Below are 17,859 nucleotides of genomic sequence, written 5' to 3' on the forward strand. Positions count from 1 at the left end.
CTGAGTACTGCGGGGGCCAGGATTGCGGATCAACTTGTTCATTTGGGGAAAATCTCCAGCAATCGTGGCGCTATCTTTTCCAGTGGGCGTATTTCAACGGCGGCATCAATGGCCGCGGCAGCCTTGGGCATGCCGTACACCGCACTGCTTTGCTGATCCTGCGCGATGGTCAGATAACCCTGCTGGCGCATGAGCTTAAGCCCTTGCGCCCCGTCGCGTCCCATCCCGGTCAATAAAACCCCGACCGCATCACCATTCCAGTAACTGGCGACACTCTCGAAAAACACGTCGATGGAGGGCCGGTAGATCTCGTTGACCGGCTCGGCGGTGTAGGCCAGCGTGCCGTTTTTCAATAATCGAATATGGTGATTGGTACCGGCCAGCAGCACCGCCCCGCTTTGCGGCGGCTCGCCTTCGCGGGCCAGACGCACATCGAGACCGCTGGCACTCGCCAGCCATTCGGCCATGCCGGCAGCGAACACCTGATCGACATGCTGCACCAGCACAATCGCCGCCGAAAAGTCCCGCGGCAAGCCCTTGAGCAAGACTTCCAGCGCCGCCGGCCCGCCCGCGGACGAACCGATAGCCACCAGCCGCTTGCACGAAGCCGAGCTGCGTTGCGGTGTCGGCAGTGGCCGCGAGCGCGGCGCTTTGTCGCCGATCAGCCAGCCAATGTTGAGAATCTTGCGCAGCAATGGCGCTGCCGCTTCCTGCGCATTGCCGGCGCCGATCGCCGGAGTGTCGACCACGTCCAGCGCGCCGTGGCCCATGGCCTCGAACACGCGGTGCACATTCTGCTGGCGGTCGACCGTGACAATGACGATAGCGCATGGCGTTTCGGCCATGATCCGGCGGGTCGCTTCGACGCCGTCCATCACCGGCATGATCAGGTCCATCAGGATCAGATCCGGAGTGTTTTCGGCGCACAGTTGCACCGCCTCGGCGCCGTTGCGGGCGACCCAAACCACCTGATGCGCCGGCTCGAAGGCCAGCGCCCGGCGCAGCGCCTCCACCGCCATTGGCATGTCGTTGACGATTGCGATCTTCATGCCCGCGCTCCTCCGATGAGCTCGACCACTGCATCGAGCAGGGCGTCGTCATGAAAACTGGCTTTGGCTAAATAATAGTCCGCCCCGGCGTCCAGTCCACGGCGGCGATCCTCTTCACGGTCCTTATACGACACGACCATCACCGGCAGCGATTGCAGACGATTGTCGCGACGCAGCAACGTGACCAGTTCGATGCCGTCCATGCGCGGCATGTCGATGTCGGTGATCAGCAAATCGAAGTCCTCCGAACGCAGTGCGTTCCAACCGTCCATGCCGTCCACCGCCACCGCAACGTCGTAGCCACGGTTGAGTAGCAGCTTGCGTTGCAGCTCGCGCACGGTCAGCGAATCGTCGACCACCAGTACCCGCTTGCGCGCGGCCTCCACCGCTTGATTGCCGTGGCGAGCGATGCGCTCCAGGCGACCGGTATTGAGCAGTTTGTCCACCGACCGCAACATGTCTTCAACGTCGACGATCAGTACCACCGAGCCGTCGTCAAGCAAGGCCCCGGCGGAAATGTCCTGCACTTTGCCCAGACGCTCGTCCAGTGGCAAGACCACCAGTGTGCGTTCGCCAATGAAGCGCTCGACTGCCACGCCATAAATCGCATCGCGCTCGCGGATCACCACGACCTTGAGGGTTTCGCCGCTGCTCTGGCTGGCCGGGCGGTTGAGTAACTGGCTGGCGGCGACCAGGCCGACATGCTGGCCTTCGTGCCAAAAATGCTGACGACCTTCGACCTGCACGATGTCTTCCGGCTCCAGGTCGCACATGCGTTCGATGTGCGCCAGTGGGAACGCGTAGGCTTCTTCGCCGACCTCCACCACCAGGCTGCGCACCACCGACAAGGTCAGCGGCACTTCCAGGTGAAAGCGGCTGCCCTCGCCCGCCGTCTGCTCCAGCACCACCGCGCCGCGCAACTGGCGAACCATGTGCTGCACCGCATCAAGGCCGACGCCACGACCGGAGACTTCGGTGACCGTATCGCGCAGGCTGAAACCGGGCAGAAACAGGAACGTCAGCAGTTCTTCTTCGCTCAACTGCGCGGCGGTTTCTGCTGGGGACAACTGCCGTTCGACGATGCTGCGGCGAACCTTTTCCAGATCGACGCCATTGCCGTCATCACTCAATTCCAGCACCAGCAGACCGGCTTGATGTGAGGCGCGCAGGCGGATGAGACCTTCTTCAGGCTTGCCCTGGAGCAAACGTTGCTGCGGGGTTTCGATACCGTGATCGACCGCGTTGCGCAGCAAATGGGTCAACGGCGCTTCGAGCTTTTCCAGCACGTCGCGATCGACCTGAGTCTTCTCGCCTTCGATTTCCAGACGCACCTGCTTGCCGAGGCTGCGGCCAAGATCACGGACCATGCGCACCTGACCGCTGAGCACGTCGGCGAAGGGCCGCATACGACAGGCCAGTGCGGTGTCGTAGAGCACTTGTGCGCGCTGGCTGGCCTGCCAGGCGAACTCGTCGAGTTCGGCGTTTTTCTCGCTCAGCAGTTGCTGGGATTCGGCGAGCAAGCGTCGCGCATCTTCCAATGCTTCCAGCGCCTCAAGACTTAGCGCATGTTCCTTGAGGTGTACGTTAAGGTTTTCCAGCGCACGCAGGCCGTTGTTCTGCATGCGCTTGAGGCGTTGCATGGTCGCCAGATGCGGCTTCAGGCGCTGGGTTTCCACCAGCGATTTGCTCGACAGATCGAGCAGGCTGTTCAGGCGTTCGGCGGTGACGCGCAGCACGCGTTCGCCACCTTCGGTGGTGCGTTTGCTCTTGCGTGGTGCTGGTTCAGATACCTCGGCAAGGGCTTCTATTGCAGGTGCTGGCGGCGTCGGCTGAAGGCGCGGCGCTTCAAGCTGCAACTCGGCCATGACCGGCGCGGCAATCGGTGCCGATGGTGACGACGGATCGAGCAGCTGTCCCATCAACGCGACGTACGCGTCAATATCGCTCGGCTGCGGCGCACTCGCCGGGGTGGCGATGCGCATCAACAAATCGGTGCCCTGCAACAACGCGTCGATGTGTTCCGGGCGCAGCAGCAAGCGGCCTTCCTGCGCGCTGACCAGACAATCTTCCATCACATGGGCAACGCTGACGCCGCTGTCGATGCCGACAATCCGTGCCGCGCCCTTGAGCGAGTGCGCCGCACGCATGCACGATTCCAACTGATCGGCCTGGGTCGGATTGCGTTCCAGAGCCAGCAGCCCCGAGCTGAGCACCTGGGTCTGGGCTTCGGCTTCGAGGCTGAACAGCTCAAGCAGCGAGGCGTCGCGCATTTGCTCGGGGGTCATGTAAGGCTCCGGGTCACGGCGGACAACAGCTGTTCTTCATCCAGCCAACGCAGGCTGCGCCCCCTGAATTGCAGGACGCCACGGGTGTATTTGGCACTGGCTTGCGCGCCGGATTGCGAGGCGGCGTCGAGAATGCGCTCATCGATGGCGTGGATGCCGTCGACTTCATCCACCGGCACCACCACCGGCCCGCCATGGGCGGCGATGATCAGCATGCGCGGCATGACTCGCGCGCCACTGATCGGCGCAGCGTTCGCGTCTAGATCGAGCAATTCCACCAACGACAGGCAAGCGACCAGCGCGCCGCGCACGTTGGCGACGCCAAGCAAGGCCCGTGAACGCTGATGCGGCAATGAGTGAATCGCCTGCATCGGCGCGACCTCGACCAGGCTGCGTGTCGCCAGCCCCAACCATTCTTCGCCGAGCCGGAACATCAGCAGCGAACGGGTTTTCACATCGTTTTCAACCGCAGTCGCCACCGGATCGCGCTCGTCTTGCTGCAACGCATAGCGGTCGAGCAATCGCGTGGCGGCGGCGGAATACACCGAGCAGTTGCGGCAGTGAATATGTTCTTCCAGCAGCGGACAGGATTTGTCGCCGTGGATGCCGATGCGGTTCCAGCAATCATCGATGGCCCGGGCGTCTTCGTGCGTGACGTTCAAGGTGTCGGACGGGTTCATCGTTTACGCTCACTGTCGGCGGTGCGGCCGCTGCGGGCGGCGCGCTCCTGCAATCGTCTGGCACCGGCGCTGTCACCCTGGGCCTGGAGCAACACGGCCAGGTGCATCAGCGCTTCAGGATGTTGCGGTTCGAGGTACAAGGCCTTGCGGTAAAAGCCTTGGGCTTCCAGCGTCAGCCCAGCGACATCGCTGAGCAGGCCGAGCCAGTAAAACACTTGAGCCACCGGTTCGTGGCTGCGTAAATATTGCTCACACGCAGCACGGGCCTCGGCACTTTTGCCTTCATTGGCCAGCGCGGCGATGTTCGCCAGCAATGTTGCGGCATCGGGATTGGCACTTTTGCTGGTAGTTGGCAGCGGCGCCACCGCAGCAAATGGCCGGCTGCGCACGGGCGCTGGCGGCGTGCTGCGCAGCGGTTGGCTGACGGGCAACGGCGCTGGCTTGGGGATCGGCAACGGCTCAGGCAGCGGCTCGCTATGACGGCTGAACGCGAACGACTGGGGAATGCCGATCGAACGCATGCCCAAGCGCCCGAGCAGGCTGCCCTCCGCCGGGCCGATAAACAGCACACCGTCGACATGTGTCAGGCGCTTGAGCACTTCGAACACCTGCTTCTGGGTCGGTTGATCGAAGTAGATCAGCAGGTTGCGGCAGAACACGAAATCGAAGGGCGGCTCGCTGGTCAACAGCGTTGGATCGAGCACGTTGCCGACCTGCAAGCGCACCTGCTCACGGACGTTTTCGTTGACGCGATGGCCGTCCTGCTCAGGCGTGAAATGCCGCTCGCGATAGTCCAGATCCTGGCCGCGAAACGAGTTCTTGCCATACAGCGCCCGCCGCGCTTTCTCCACCGACAACGGGCTGACGTCCATGCCATCGACCTTGAACTGATGGGGCTTGAGCCCGGCATCGAGCAAAGCCATGGCAATCGAATAAGGCTCTTCGCCAGTGGAGCACGGCAGGCTGAGGATGCGCAGCGCACGCATATTGTTCAGCTCGTCCAAGCGTTTACGCGCCAGTTTGCCCAACGTGGCAAAGGATTCCGGGTAACGGAAAAACCACGTCTCGGGGACGATCACCGCTTCAATCAACGCTTGCTGTTCATCCCGCGAGCCTTGCAGCAAATGCCAATATTCGTCGGCGTGGGCAGCTTGCGAAAGGATCGTGCGCTGACGCACGGCGCGCTCGATGATCGCCGGGCCGACCGAGGTGACATCGAGGCCGATGCGTTCCTTGAGGAAGTCGAAAAAACGCTGATCGCTGCTCATGGCTGCGCCTCAAGCTGCGCCGGGTCCAGCGGCGGATGGGGGAACAGCAGCGTGCGCACGGCATCATCGAGCAAGTCATTGACCCGCACCCATTGCACCAGACCTTGTGCGTCCTGACGCACCGGGCCGAGGTACGGTGCCTGACGATTGTCGAGGCCGTAGGGCTGAAAATCCTGCGGGTGGCAGCGCAGCGTATCGGTCGCCTGCTCAAGAATCAGCCCCAGCCATTGCGCCGGTTGCGCGTCGTCCGGGCGATAGTGCACCAGCACCAACCGCGTGCTGGTTCGCGCTTCAGCGGGTTGACCAAAGGTCAGCGCACTAAGGTCGATCACCGGCACCACTACGCCGCGATAAGCGAACACCCCGGCAACCCATTGCGGCGCCCGCGCGATCGGTTTCAACGGCAGGCGCGGCAGCACTTCCGCGACTTCGGTGGCGCGCAGGGCGTAACGCTCGCTGCCGATGCGAAACAGCAGGAACAACGCCGGCTTCGCCACTTGCGCGACGTTGCGTTTGGCGATGATTTCGCTCATCAGACTTTGAATCGCGAAACGCCGCTGCGCAGCCCGACGGCCACCTGGCTCAGTTCGTCGATGGCGAAACTGGCCTGGCGCAGCGACTCGACGGTCTGGCTGCTGGCGTCGCCCAACTGCACCAGCGCATGGTTGATCTGCTCGGCACCGGTGGCCTGCGCCTGCATGCCTTCGTTGACCATCAACACCCGCGGCGCCAGCGCCTGCACTTGATGGATGATCTGCGACAACTGCTCGCCGACCTGCTGCACTTCGGACATGCCGCGGCGCACTTCTTCGGAGAACTTGTCCATGCCCATCACGCCGGCCGAGACCGCCGACTGGATCTCGCGAACCATCTGTTCGATGTCATAAGTGGCGACGGCGGTCTGATCCGCCAGACGTCGCACTTCGGTGGCGACCACGGCAAAACCACGGCCGTATTCACCGGCCTTCTCGGCTTCGATGGCGGCATTGAGCGACAGCAGGTTGGTCTGGTCGGCGACCTTGACGATGGTCACCACCACCTGATTAATGTTGCCGGCCTTCTCATTGAGGATTGCCAGTTTGGCGTTGACCAGATCCGCCGCGCCCATCACCGAGTGCATGGTGTCTTCCATACGCGCCAGGCCTTGCTGACCGGATCCGGCGAGCACCGAGGCCTGATCGGCAGCGGTGGACACTTCGGTCATGGTGCGCACCAGATCGCGCGAAGTGGCGGCGATCTCGCGCGACGTCGCGCCGATTTCGGTGGTGGTGGCGGCGGTTTCAGTGGCGGTGGCTTGTTGTTGCTTGGACGTCGCGGCGATCTCGGTCACCGAGGTGGTCACCTGCACCGACGAGCGCTGCGCCTGGGACACCAGCGAGGTCAGCTCGGTCATCATGTCGTTGAAGCCGGTTTCAACGGCGCCGAACTCGTCCTTGCGGTCGAGGTTCAGGCGCGAACTGAGGTCGCCGGTGCGCATGGTTTCGAGGATCTTCACGATGCGGTTCATCGGCGCCATGATCGCGCGCATCAACAGCAAACCGCAGAGACCGGCAGCGAATACCGCGACCAACAGGGAAACGAACATGCTGACTTTGGCCGCGGCCACGGCATCGTCGATATTGGCCATGGCCTGATCAGCGACTTTCTTGTTTTCGCCGATGATGTCGTTGAGTTTCGTGCGACCGGTGTACCACGCTGGCGAGAGCTTCTCATTGAACAATTTCACCGCATCGGCTTCCAGGTTGCGTTTGTGCAAATCGAGCACCGCGTCCTGAATCTGCATGTAGTTATCGTGGTACTTCTCGAACGCGGCGAACTCAGTGCGATCCTCATCGGTCGCCATGGTCTTGCGGTAATTCTCCATCTGCTCCAGCAGACGGCTCTCAAAGGACTTGAACTCGGCGGCGTCTTCGCTGCTGATGCCTTCGCCTTCCTTGAGGCCGAGCAACTCCTGAGTCTGCAGATAGCTGTCGACCCAGGCACCACGAATCATCGAGCTGTAATAGACACCGGGAATCGCATCGTCGCGGACGCTGTTTTCACTGGCTTCGATCTTCAATAGTCGCGAGTACGACAGCACCACCATCAGCAACATGATGGCGATAATCACCGCAAAGCTCGCCAAAATGCGTTGGCGCAACGTCCAGTTCTTCACAGTGATTCCTCGTGCCTAGGGTCGAAATGCGGGGAGTATAGCCGAGGGCGGTGTTTCATTAATAAGACGCTTTTTAACCCTCGCGCCCATCGAGGTTAAACCGGGGCGGGCTCTGGACAGGGACTTTCCAGCAAGCGAGGTGCAACTGACCAGTGACGGATTGGCAGAAAGGGGCGCTGGATCGGTCATTTCTGAACGGACGGTTTCTTCGCGATGATGGCCACGAGCCATTGTGCGCAAGAAGTTGCGCACTTATTTTCGATTTTGCCCTACCAATGCCTCTACAACCCACGTCCCACGTGGCCTGTAGACGAGTGCGCAAGAAGTTGCGCAGTACTGCGCAACTTCTTGCGCACTTTTGCCCTGATTCGCCTGGCAAAAATCCTAAAACCCACAGGCTAGAGCGGTTTAACCCCCGGCTGCCGGGCACTTCACAAAAGCTGGCACGCTCCTTGATAACAGTCAGGTACCCACCGGGCGATTTCGCCTCCCGGGCACCTTAAATTTATCCGCAAGGAGAGCACCCCATGGCAACACCAGCGTACATGTCGGTTACCGGCGAAAAACAAGGCCTGATCACTGCAGGCGCCTTCACCGCCGACTCCGTTGGCAACACCTACCAGGAAGGCCACGAAGACCAGGTCATGGTTCAGGCTTTCAGCCATGACGTGATCATCCCGCGTGACCCACAATCCGGTCAGCCAACCGGTCAGCGCGTTCACAAGCCAGTTGTGATCACCAAGGTCTACGACAAGGCTTCGCCTCTGCTGCAAGCTGCTCTGACCTCGGGCGAGCGCATGAGCGAAATCGTTATCCAGTGGTACCGCACTTCGGCTCAAGGCACCCAAGAGCACTACTACACCACCAAACTGGAAGACGCGATCATCGTCGCCATCAACAACAAAATGCACAACTGCCAGGATCCAGGCAACTCGCACTTCACCCACCTGGAAGAAGTGCAGTTCACCTACCGTAAAATCACCTGGACCCACGAAGTATCCGGTACTTCGGGTTCCGATGACTGGCGTGCTCCAGTCGTTTAATTACGGCTGATCGTTACAAACATCGGCCAGCTCTGCTGGTCGATGTTGTTTACGCCCCTCCAGAATTTAGCGTACGTTGGCCCGCTTTTGCGGCCGTCGACGCGCGCCGCTGTACAGCACGAGGAACAACGGATGTTCGCGCCGGCCAATGAAACCCACTTTGCCCTGACCATCGAAGGTCTCTCCGCCGACTTTCAGGTGTTTACCCTGCAAGGCCGGGAAGCCATCAGCCAGCCCTTCGTTTTCGAGGTGGAACTGGTCAGTGAAAAACCGTCGCTGGACCTCGAAACCCTCCTGCACAAACCGGCCTTCCTGCAACTGTCGCCCGACGGCAGCGGCATCCACGGCCAGATCTACCGCGCCGCGCAGGGCGACTCGGGCAAACGCCTGACGCGTTATTCGCTGACCCTGCGCCCGCAACTGGCGTACCTCGCGCACCGGATCAACCAGCGCATCTTCCAGAACCTCAGCGTGCCGAAAATCATCGGCATGGTCCTCGAAGAACACGGCATCCAGAGCAATGCCTACGCCTTCCAGACCGGCTCGGTCTACCCCGAGCGCATCTACTGCGTGCAGTACGACGAATCGGACCTGCATTTCATCCAGCGCCTGTGCGAGGAAGAAGGCATTCACTACCACTTCCAGCACAGCGCCACGGCGCACAAACTGATCTTCGGCGATGACCAGACGGTGTTCCCGAAACTCAAACCCGTGGCCTACCAGCAAGACTCCGGCATGGTCGCCAGCGACCCGGTGATCAAGCGCTTCGACCTGCGCCTGGAAACCCGCACCAGCCGCACCACACGCCGCGACTACGACTTCGAAAAACCGCGCCTCACCCTCGAAAGCGAAAACCGTGGCGACGCCCTGCCCGACCTCGAGGACTACGATTACCCCGGCCGCTTCGTCGACCGCGCGCGCGGCAAACACCTGGCCAAACGCGCCCTCGAACGCCACCGCAGTGACTTCCAGTTGGCCGAAGGCAAAAGCGATCAACCGTTGCTGGTCAGCGGCCATTTCCTCGCGCTCACCGCGCACCCGAAAGCCAAGTGGAACGACCTCTGGCTGCTCACCGAAGTGCTGCACGAAGGCAAACAGCCGCAAGTCCTCGAAGAATCGGTGACCAGCGACACCACCGCACTCAAAGACGATTTCCACCAGGGCTACCGCAACCGCTTCCAGGCCACGCCGTGGGACGTCCCCAACCGCCCGCCCCTGCGCCACCCGAAAGCGCGCATCCTCGGCAGCCAAAGCGCCGTGGTGACCGGCCCCAAAGGCGAAGAGATCCACTGCGACGAATACGGTCGCGTCAAAGTCCAGTTCCACTGGGACCGCGAAGGCCAGGCCGACGACAAAACCAGCTGCTGGCTACGCGTGTCTTCAGCCTGGGCCGGCGCCCAGTACGGCGGCATCGCCATCCCGCGCATCGGCATGGAAGTGCTGGTGACCTTCCTCGAAGGCGACCCTGACCAACCGCTGATCAGCGGCTGCCTGTACCACAAGGAAAACACCGTCCCGTACGCGCTGCCGGCGAACAAGACGCGCACGACGTTCAAAACCCTGAGTTCAATGGGTGGCGGCGGGTTCAACGAACTGCGTATCGAGGACAAGAAAGGTCAGGAGCAGATCTATCTGCATGCCCAGCGCGATTGGGACGAAAACATCGAGCACGACCAGAAGATTCGGGTTGGCAATGAGCGGCACGATACGGTTGAGAAGAACAGCTACACCGAGTTTAAAGCTGAAGAACATCACACGGTTTATGAAGACCGCAAGGTTGAGGCGCAGGCCAGTGATCACCTGACGGTTGGGGTGAATCAGCACGTCAAGATTGGGACCGGGCAGTTCATGGATGCGGGGCAGGAAATTCACCTTGATAGTGGCATCAAGGTCGTGCTGGAAGCGGGAGCAGAGCTGACGCTGATCGGTGGGGGCAGCTTTATCAAGATCGATGCCGGTGGCGTTACCATGAGCGGCCCGGTGATCAACATCAACTCCGGCGGCAGCCCCGGAAGCGGTACTGGCGCTGCTGCGGTACTTCCTGTACCGCCCAAACCGGCGGATACCGCACCGGTAGGGCAAACGCTGGGCAACGCACCGGTCAACACGGCCGCACCAAGAAAAACCAGCGAGAAAGGCAAAGAGGCGCTCATCGTAGACGTATGGGGAGACCCGGATATGGGCAGTCAATTGCAATTGTTGGGGCCAGAGGGCAAGGCATGAGTGAGTTCAAGGACAAGTCCATTACCGAAGGGACGCGCAAGAAGACCGACTACGAGAACGATCAAAAATCGCGGCTGGCGCTTAACGTAGAACGTACAGATGGCGGCAAGTTACAGATTCCGATCATGGTCGACGCCAAGACCACTGAAGAAGAAGAAAAATACCAACACAACACATTACTTGCCGTCACTCCGCTCGCGCGGCTGCCGGGCCATGACAAACTCAACGAAACGCTGCAGGGCGCGCTACCCCGTCCTGGTCGTATCTATGTGTTTTTGAAAAACAAACTGTGGCGAGAACTGGAAACCGATGGCAAAGGCCAGTTGTTCGAAGTAGATGTAGCCCACTGGCGCAAGGTTGCAGAGAAAAAAGGTGACGCAGACAAGCGCGACCCAGTGTGCGTTAAACAGTATTTGATTTTGGTTCCGATGTTTCTACAGGGACGGTTCGTTGGCGACCAACTGAGTATTGCTTACAGTGAACTGCCGTGGACATGGGAATACATTGAGTGGCTCGAAAAGGACTCAGGGCGTATCAAGGCCCGTAGTCAAAATATGAGATCTGCCTGGGCGGCGACTGCAGGTGAGACGCAGCATTGGAAGGCTTCATTGATCCACCCGGCGACGCCAGTAAAGGGTATTACTAAGGGTCTGCGAGCGCGAGAACTGCACGTAGAAACCTTGCTGGAAGATCCAAGTCTATTTACTCCCGACTTGACGACTCTGCCAGCCACTACAATCATCAAGCAATTGGAAAAGTACCAACAAGAGCTCGCGGGGCATCTGAACACCACCCCTCCCTCGCCGCCCGATGCTTTACCCGCAAGTACCGACGTGCTTAGCGAATATAAACTCCGTGACTACCCCCATTTAGTGGGGTTCATCGTCGACGACCCATTGTTTACATTCCGTCATGCTGTCGCTCAGTGCAGATTGGCAGTTGAACTTCTTCAAACTCTCAACGCCCTCGTTCCGTATCAACCTTTTGGCCATTACGCAGAACTCCTGTATCAAGAAGTACTGTCGCCTGCAGGCAGTTTGAAAGACTTATTACCGCACGTCGATGAGGATGGTTTAAAAAAGACCACCCTCCATGCTGAGCGTGAAAAAGCTCGGGAAGTTGTCTATATCCAGCAAGAACGCATGCTTGACTTAGTTAACAAAAAGTTGCCTTCAATCTGGAATGACTACACCTACAGTAAGGATGAACGACTGTTAGAGCCCTACGCTCTATTGGTTGAGTTGCTGGAGATACTGGGTTGTTCGGCAAAAAAATCTGATCCTCGGTGTATTGAGCCGGATGACAGCAAAGTCAGTGCGGCGGTATTAAAGCTAAGTAGAGACTTGGCCGCCGCAACTAATATTCTGACCAAAGATTTGCTGCCGACGACTAACGGTGAATTACCAGCGACAGCGAGCAAACTTGCTGCATTCAAGAATACTGGAAAAGAAGCGAATCCGGAAAACCTTGGACTAAGTTCACTATCATTGTTCAGCAATTTATACATTGGACAGAACGTAGCGCTCGCAGTAGACGAAGTAGCCGCGCATATTGCCCACGCCACCGCTGCCATAGCAAAAAAAGTAGCTGAGAGTAAAAATATTACTCAAGTTGAATTGGTCAGAGTGTTCGGCCCTAGCTTTACGTTTGCCAACAAACTTTCCAGCAAAGCAAAAAATCTGAAATTGATCACTCAAGGTGAAGCCTTGAGTCAGAACCTGGTTGTATTAGGTATACATGGCGCCGGATTGAGTTTCGGAGTTACTCCCAACGAAAGAACTACTCTTACGCGTAAAAACTTCCTTGTAGCGAATTTTGAAGGGAGAAACGGACAAATCGTTGGCACGACAAGCGGCAAAGTAGCGGAGCGTCTGTCCTTCGCTAAGAAAGAGCTTGGTTATGTCATGGTGGTGGCGGGCTCTGCAGATGATCCCATTGTTCAGGAATATATGCGTTGGCGCATGACGATGCCTGCTATGGCATCGGCAAAAAATCTAAGTAGCAATATCGCGTTGCCTGGGATAGCGACGGCGTTTGCGGCATTTAGTCTATATGCCAATACGGTGGGGGCCACGTCTTTATTGTCGGGAGAGAGAACACGTTTCTTCGCAGGAGCTGCAGCAGCAGGCATTGATCTTGGATTAGCAGCCAATAATGTTATGTTGAAGATTATAGTTGACTCCAACGCCACGAGATCACCTTGGCTTATCTTTTGGGAACGAGGCCGATTTGACACCAAAAACTGGAAGTTTGGATTCGGAGAAAATCTTTCTAAACGTACCGGAAGCAGTTGGCTTAACCTTACTCGTATCGGATCAACCTTTGCTGTCGCAGCCACTACTGCTCTCTTTGTATGGGATGCGGCCAGAGCAGCCAAACAAGGTGAAAATGATGTAGCGATGGCTTATAGCCTAGCGGCGGTCGGTTCAGGCATGTGGGCACTTTATACTATAGGATTATTGGCGAGCCCTTGGATACTTGGAATCGGAGTCGCTCTATTTGTAGCAGGACTTGTAGGCAGCGTTTTACTAGCTAACAGCCCAGTAGAACAAGTTGTCAAACAAGGGCCTTTTGGTGACAGCGATCGACTAGAACACCTAAATGACCCTCTAATTGCTTACCAACAACTGCTTGGCATTCTAGGAGCGCCTCGCTTAAAAATCCACCGACTTCAGCAGTGGCAAAAAGAATCCAGCAAAGACGACAGAGAAAAACTTATATTATCTGCCAAGAATAACAATATATCACTGACACCGAATGATTGGACCGTAGAACTACAAACCCCACTACTTAGCCACTTTGAAACCGGATTAAGATTCACAATCAAAGCTAAAGAAACCGTACGCACGCGACAGCACTTTAGTGGCTGGAATCACCTTCCATCTATAGATATTCAAAAGGAAAAGCTTGGCGGAATTATATTGGACGGAACCAGGATCCTTTATATACTTGCAAGCCAAAACAACGTAATCGCTGAAGATGACTCAAGCCGCAATCTCCGAGCTTGCGAATACAAATTAAAAGTTTACGGTCAATTTGAGTTAGGTCCATTTCAATGCAACGTTGGAGACCCATTCCCCGAGTACCGAAATATTGCACTTCCTCAACCTAGACCTAGTGCATGGGTGCCTTTCCCCGGTTCTATGCCAGCAGAAAACGATGGTACTGAAGATGTGCCCTACTGGCTGATAGAACAGAGAGACTTTGCGAAAATATGAATGATTTAAATTCTGCTCCGCTTAACTATGGCCCAGCTTCATACAACAGCGGTGAAATCCCAGTTCAGCCCGGACATCTATGGCAAGAAGATTCCAGTCGATCTGGCATTTTTCGGACGGCCCTGAATTGGGGCAACTATGCAAACTTGGACCCTTGGCAAGATGTCGATGCCCAATTGCAAATAGAGACGACAGATACTTCGAAGAAAGATAGCAGCCCTGACCATTATATCAACCATCAGCGATGGAAATTCGAAACATCCAATATACTTTTAACACTTCTGCCGCTTCTCAAATGGTGGTCTATAATATTTATCCCATGGATTCTGTGGGGGTTCGCAGTAACTGAGGCGCTTTCAAATGTATTCGATAACATCAATGCATCTAAAGGCGTTTATACAACAATGCTTCTAATGCTAGTAATAGTAGCAACCACACTATCATCAATAGCAATAAGCACATGGATGATGTGGAGAGACAAGCCAAATTATAAAAAATATATAATCCTGGTTTCTGTTGAAGCACTTATTGCTACGGCCTCATATATTTTCACCCCTGAAACAGTTTCAGAGAACACTTCACCACTAAAATTAATCATGGCGATGTTGGTAACTGTATTCATGGGTCTAGCTGGCTGGGACTTTGTAATCTACTTTTACTTACGGCTGTTCCGAGCGGGAGTAAGTGAACTCAATAGAAAGACGGGAATGCTCACCGTCGCTCGCCGCTTTCGCTCAGCCTTCACTGCCCCATTTTATGAATTCGATGCGACCATGGAATTGCGACCAGCCCCACATGGCAACAGCAGCATGGCTGTTTGGTTGCATCATCGCTACAGTTCCTTTGAGATCTTCCTTGGAGGCAAGGTCCAATCGTTAGGAATGAGTCGTGAAGAATGCTTGGCATTCTGGGATACCTTGCAGCGCTATATGGATGTAAGTCAACCATTGCCGGAATTACCACTCCTTGAACAATTCCGCCATCTAGATCCGACCACTGCGGCTCATGACAAACTCTCCAACCGACCACCACGCCGTTGGCGCGATACTAAATACAAAGTATGGGATCGCACCGAACGACCTGCCATGATGAAAAATAACCTGAATTATCCTTGGCAAACTGAAGCCTGCATTTTGGCGGCTAAAATTGATTCCACGTTGAGTATCGAAGACTACTATCATTCTCAAGAGAAGAAAGGCATTAACTCCACTCCTAACGCAACTGATTACGATAATATTCACCGCCCATGATTATCTATGTCACCATTAACATCAAAATGCACAATTGCCAGGGTCTAGACAACTCGCACTTCACCCACCTGAAAGAAGTGCAGTTCACTTACCGCAAAATTACCTGGACAGCCGAGCTTCCTAAATGACTGTCAGGGCAAACACCCCTTACGCAACAGGCTCGTACCGCGGCAACAGCGACTCGCCACTACCGCCTCCAAAATGGGTGGAGAACGCTAATAGGTCAGGAAACTTTTCCACTCATCTGGCCTTTGGAAATTACGCCAATTTAGAGCCGGAGGTGGAAGTCAGTTCACAACTTGAAGCTATCAAACTTGCCACCCCGAATAAAAAAGAAGAGTACGATACAGAAACCTACTGCACAAATAAACACTGGAAATTTCAAAACTCCAGCAAAGTGCCACATTTTCTTTTCGTACTTAAGCTCGTAAGTTTTTCGTTCATTTGGGCACCTTGGACTCTTGGGGTCTTCGGTTCCATAGGAATAGAGTTAGGACATGGAGCCCCTGGCTGGACTTGCCCCTTCAAAACCGGACACCAACTCCCCGTTAAATTGATGCCACTGCCAAGCGCCTGAACTCCCTCGGTGAACGGTAGTTCAAGGCGCTGTGCGGATGCTGCTCGTTGTAATGTTCGAAGGCAATTGCCAAGTTACGCAGCGCCGTTTCTCGATCCGGCTTGGGCATGTGCGCCACGTAATCACGCTTGATCGTCTTCACGAAGCTCTCTGCCATGCCATTACTCTGTGGGCTACGCACCGGTGTGGTCACCGGCTGCAAGCCGATCTGTCGAGCAAACAGGCGCGTCTGTTCGGCGGTGTAGGCCGAACCGTTATCGCTGAGCCACTGCACCGGCGTTGCAGGCAGCTGATCACCGAAGCGCTTCTCCACGCTTTCCAACATCAAGTCGCGGATGTCATCGCCGCTGTACCCGGTTGGGCTGGCTACCCAGCCGATGGCTTCGCGATCACAGCAGTCCAGGGCGAAGGTCACGCTCAGTTTAGCGCCGTCCTCGCAACGGAATTCAAAGCCGTCCGAGCACCAACGCGTATCGCTGGTTTGCACCGCAATACGGCCTTCGTGCCGACGCGGCACGCCGGGTTGTTTGATCCGGCGTTCAAGTAGCAGGTTGTGATCACGCATCACCCGGTAAACCCGCTTCACGTTGATCGCGGGTAGCAACTGGGTTTCACGGACGCGACGCAGCAATCCCCAGACTCGACGGTAGCCATAGCTGGGCAGTTCGCTGACCTGTTGCTGGATTTCGGCCACCAACTCAGCGTCGTTCACAGGCCTGCTTCGCCGTGTCTTGGGCGATACCGATTGCTTGATTCGAACCGTTAATTGCGAGCGCGCCACACCGAGACATTCGCTGACCAGTTTCACTGGTCGTCCCCCGGCAACAAGGGTGAGTGCGCAATCCATTTTCGCGACCGGGCGATCTCCACGGCTTCTTTGAGGATTTCCGCTTCCATCGTTTTTTTGCCCAGCATCCGTTGCAGCTCACGGATCTGCTTGAGCGCATCGCTCAGCTCGGAGGCCGGCACCACGGCTTCGCCCGCGCTGACCGCCGACAGGCTGCCGTCCTGATACAGCTTGCGCCACAGGAATAATTGGTTGGCATTGATGCCGTTGCGCCGAGCGACGACCGACACACCTTGCCCTGGCTCAAGGCTCTCGCGAACCATGGCCAGCTTTTGCTCTGGGCTCCAGCGGCGCCGCCGCTCCTGGCCCAAAAGCTCCCCATTCTTATCGTTGCTGTTAGTCATAAACATAACCGTTTGCCTATCCCTTATCGTAAGGGGGAAACGGTGTCCTGTCTTTCATGGGGCTCGTTCACTGGCACTACGGGTGGCGCGTTCATTGGTATTTCCACTGCCATTTTGATGCTCACCTCTCTAGTGTTATTCATGACGGGCAATAAGTTTGTTCACCACATGCAAGTCTTAGGATTTGTAGCCGGTGCAATTACTACCTATTGGTTAAAAGGTTCACTATTCAATACGAGCTCAATGAGTATCGCCCTGTGGGGAGGCGTCTTTCTATATTTCGTAGCCTCCCTCGGAACCGACGCATTATTGTGGTTTCATAGCAAAATCAGCACGCACGATGGCAGCGAATTTAATCGAACTGATGGCATGCTCAGGTTCAAAAGGCGTTTCCGCAAGCTATTCGTTGCACCATTTGAAGAGTTCGACCCGGTGCTTCAGTTACTTCCTAATGGCTTCGGCTCCCACGACTACGCGCTGTGGCTGCATCATCGCTATACCGACAACAAAATTTGCCTGGCGACCAAGGTTCACTCGCTGGGGCTGGATCAGGCCAACGCACTCGCTTTTTGGGATTGTCTACAACGCTACATGGATATCACGCAGCCGCTGCCTGACCTGCCTGTGCTTGAGCAGAGTCGCCAACTTGATCCCGTGACAGTCGCCCACGACGCAAAAACTGGCCGCAACCCACGACGATGGAGAGAACAGTCGGAGAAAGGATGGATCACAGGCGGCCAGAAGTCGTTGGCCAAGCAGTTGCAGGAATATCCATGGCAAAAAGAACCCTGTATCGTGAAAGCGCGTATCGATCCATCGTTGACGATTGAGGCGTATTACCGCGCTCAAGAAGCAAAAGGGATACATGCAACTCCGAAAGCCGATGACTTCGATAATATTCATCGCTCATGATTACCTAT

The 17,859-nt window shown here is 56.6% G+C and carries 12 protein-coding genes and 1 pseudogene; 6 read left to right on the top strand and 7 right to left on the bottom strand.

Going from position 1 to position 17,859, the window contains the following annotated elements:
- Positions 1 to 38 precede the first annotated feature (38 nt).
- The 6 genes from JFT81_RS14300 to JFT81_RS14325 are packed head-to-tail and all read right to left on the bottom strand — an operon-like array spanning position 39 to position 7,437.
- Complete coding sequence (locus tag JFT81_RS14300; RefSeq protein ID WP_201227803.1) at positions 39 to 1,049, bottom strand: chemotaxis response regulator protein-glutamate methylesterase; 1,011 nt, start codon at positions 1,047 to 1,049, stop codon at positions 39 to 41.
- Positions 1,046 to 3,334, bottom strand: coding sequence for a hybrid sensor histidine kinase/response regulator (locus JFT81_RS14305; RefSeq protein WP_201227804.1), 2,289 nt, complete (start codon positions 3,332 to 3,334; stop codon positions 1,046 to 1,048). Before JFT81_RS14305 ends, JFT81_RS14300 begins: the two co-directional genes overlap by 4 nt.
- Positions 3,331 to 4,014, bottom strand: a complete 684-nt coding sequence (locus JFT81_RS14310) for a chemotaxis protein CheW (protein WP_201227805.1) — start codon at positions 4,012 to 4,014, stop codon at positions 3,331 to 3,333. Before JFT81_RS14310 ends, JFT81_RS14305 begins: the two co-directional genes overlap by 4 nt.
- Positions 4,011 to 5,282 carry a CheR family methyltransferase gene (locus JFT81_RS14315; protein WP_201227806.1) on the bottom strand — a complete coding sequence of 424 codons (1,272 nt, stop codon included), beginning with the start codon at positions 5,280 to 5,282 and terminating at the stop codon, positions 4,011 to 4,013. Before JFT81_RS14315 ends, JFT81_RS14310 begins: the two co-directional genes overlap by 4 nt.
- Positions 5,279 to 5,815 (bottom strand): chemotaxis protein CheW, encoded by a 537-nt coding sequence (locus JFT81_RS14320; RefSeq protein ID WP_201227807.1) that lies wholly within the window; start codon positions 5,813 to 5,815, stop codon positions 5,279 to 5,281. The genes JFT81_RS14315 and JFT81_RS14320 overlap by 4 nt, the downstream gene beginning before the upstream one ends.
- Positions 5,815 to 7,437 carry a methyl-accepting chemotaxis protein gene (locus JFT81_RS14325; RefSeq protein WP_201227808.1) on the bottom strand — a complete coding sequence of 541 codons (1,623 nt, stop codon included), beginning with the start codon at positions 7,435 to 7,437 and terminating at the stop codon, positions 5,815 to 5,817. Before JFT81_RS14325 ends, JFT81_RS14320 begins: the two co-directional genes overlap by 1 nt.
- Positions 7,438 to 7,964: 527 nt before the next feature.
- Between JFT81_RS14325 and JFT81_RS14330 the strand changes: the two genes are divergently transcribed.
- From JFT81_RS14330 to JFT81_RS29460, 5 genes and pseudogenes are all read left to right on the top strand, one after another.
- Positions 7,965 to 8,480, top strand: a complete 516-nt coding sequence (locus JFT81_RS14330; RefSeq protein WP_047601845.1) for an Hcp family type VI secretion system effector — start codon at positions 7,965 to 7,967, stop codon at positions 8,478 to 8,480.
- Between the two features lie 132 nt (positions 8,481 to 8,612).
- The gene (tssI, locus tag JFT81_RS14335; protein WP_201227809.1) at positions 8,613 to 10,703 is read left to right on the top strand and encodes a type VI secretion system tip protein TssI/VgrG; all 2,091 of its coding nucleotides are present in this window, start codon (positions 8,613 to 8,615) and stop codon (positions 10,701 to 10,703) included.
- Positions 10,700 to 13,921 (top strand): hypothetical protein, encoded by a 3,222-nt coding sequence (locus tag JFT81_RS14340; RefSeq protein WP_201227810.1) that lies wholly within the window; start codon positions 10,700 to 10,702, stop codon positions 13,919 to 13,921. Before tssI ends, JFT81_RS14340 begins: the two co-directional genes overlap by 4 nt.
- On the top strand, positions 13,918 to 15,171 hold the full coding sequence (locus JFT81_RS29455) for a hypothetical protein (protein ID WP_242485608.1): 1,254 nt from the start codon (positions 13,918 to 13,920) through the stop codon (positions 15,169 to 15,171). The genes JFT81_RS14340 and JFT81_RS29455 overlap by 4 nt, the downstream gene beginning before the upstream one ends.
- Before the next feature lie 8 nt (positions 15,172 to 15,179).
- A pseudogene (locus JFT81_RS29460) lies at positions 15,180 to 15,299 on the top strand (type VI secretion system tube protein Hcp); the annotation flags it as partial.
- Between the two features lie 420 nt (positions 15,300 to 15,719).
- Here the strand turns inward: JFT81_RS29460 and JFT81_RS14350 are convergent.
- Positions 15,720 to 16,945, bottom strand: a protein-coding gene (locus tag JFT81_RS14350; protein ID WP_201226805.1) for an IS3 family transposase whose coding sequence is annotated in 2 segments (ribosomal slippage) — positions 15,720 to 16,594 and positions 16,594 to 16,945 — 1,227 coding nt in all. Because the reading frame shifts where the segments join, the coding sequence is not laid out codon by codon here.
- A 237-nt stretch (positions 16,946 to 17,182) separates the two neighbouring features.
- Between JFT81_RS14350 and JFT81_RS14355 the strand changes: the two genes are divergently transcribed.
- Positions 17,183 to 17,851: a hypothetical protein gene (locus tag JFT81_RS14355; RefSeq protein ID WP_201228099.1), complete on the top strand. Its 669-nt coding sequence runs from the start codon at positions 17,183 to 17,185 to the stop codon at positions 17,849 to 17,851.
- Positions 17,852 to 17,859 lie beyond the last annotated feature (8 nt).

Origin of the sequence: Pseudomonas sp. TH43 (assembly GCF_016650635.1) — a bacterium.
In the GTDB taxonomy this organism is placed as follows: Bacteria; Pseudomonadota; Gammaproteobacteria; order Pseudomonadales; family Pseudomonadaceae; genus Aquipseudomonas.

Bases quoted from the DNA above. Each gene is read 5' to 3' on its own strand.
- JFT81_RS29455 (WP_242485608.1), top strand. From the start codon at position 13,918: ATGAATGATTTAAATTCTGCTCCGCTTAACTATGGCCCAGCTTCATAC.
- JFT81_RS14305 (WP_201227804.1), bottom strand. From the start codon at position 3,334: ATGACCCCCGAGCAAATGCGCGACGCCTCGCTGCTTGAGCTGTTCAGC.
- JFT81_RS14355 (WP_201228099.1), top strand. From the start codon at position 17,183: ATGAGTATCGCCCTGTGGGGAGGCGTCTTTCTATATTTCGTAGCCTCC.
- JFT81_RS14340 (WP_201227810.1), top strand. From the start codon at position 10,700: ATGAGTGAGTTCAAGGACAAGTCCATTACCGAAGGGACGCGCAAGAAG.
- JFT81_RS14315 (WP_201227806.1), bottom strand. From the start codon at position 5,282: ATGAGCAGCGATCAGCGTTTTTTCGACTTCCTCAAGGAACGCATCGGC.
- JFT81_RS14300 (WP_201227803.1), bottom strand. From the start codon at position 1,049: ATGAAGATCGCAATCGTCAACGACATGCCAATGGCGGTGGAGGCGCTG.
- JFT81_RS14310 (WP_201227805.1), bottom strand. From the start codon at position 4,014: ATGAACCCGTCCGACACCTTGAACGTCACGCACGAAGACGCCCGGGCC.
- JFT81_RS14320 (WP_201227807.1), bottom strand. From the start codon at position 5,815: ATGAGCGAAATCATCGCCAAACGCAACGTCGCGCAAGTGGCGAAGCCG.
- JFT81_RS14330 (WP_047601845.1), top strand. From the start codon at position 7,965: ATGGCAACACCAGCGTACATGTCGGTTACCGGCGAAAAACAAGGCCTG.
- tssI (WP_201227809.1), top strand. From the start codon at position 8,613: ATGTTCGCGCCGGCCAATGAAACCCACTTTGCCCTGACCATCGAAGGT.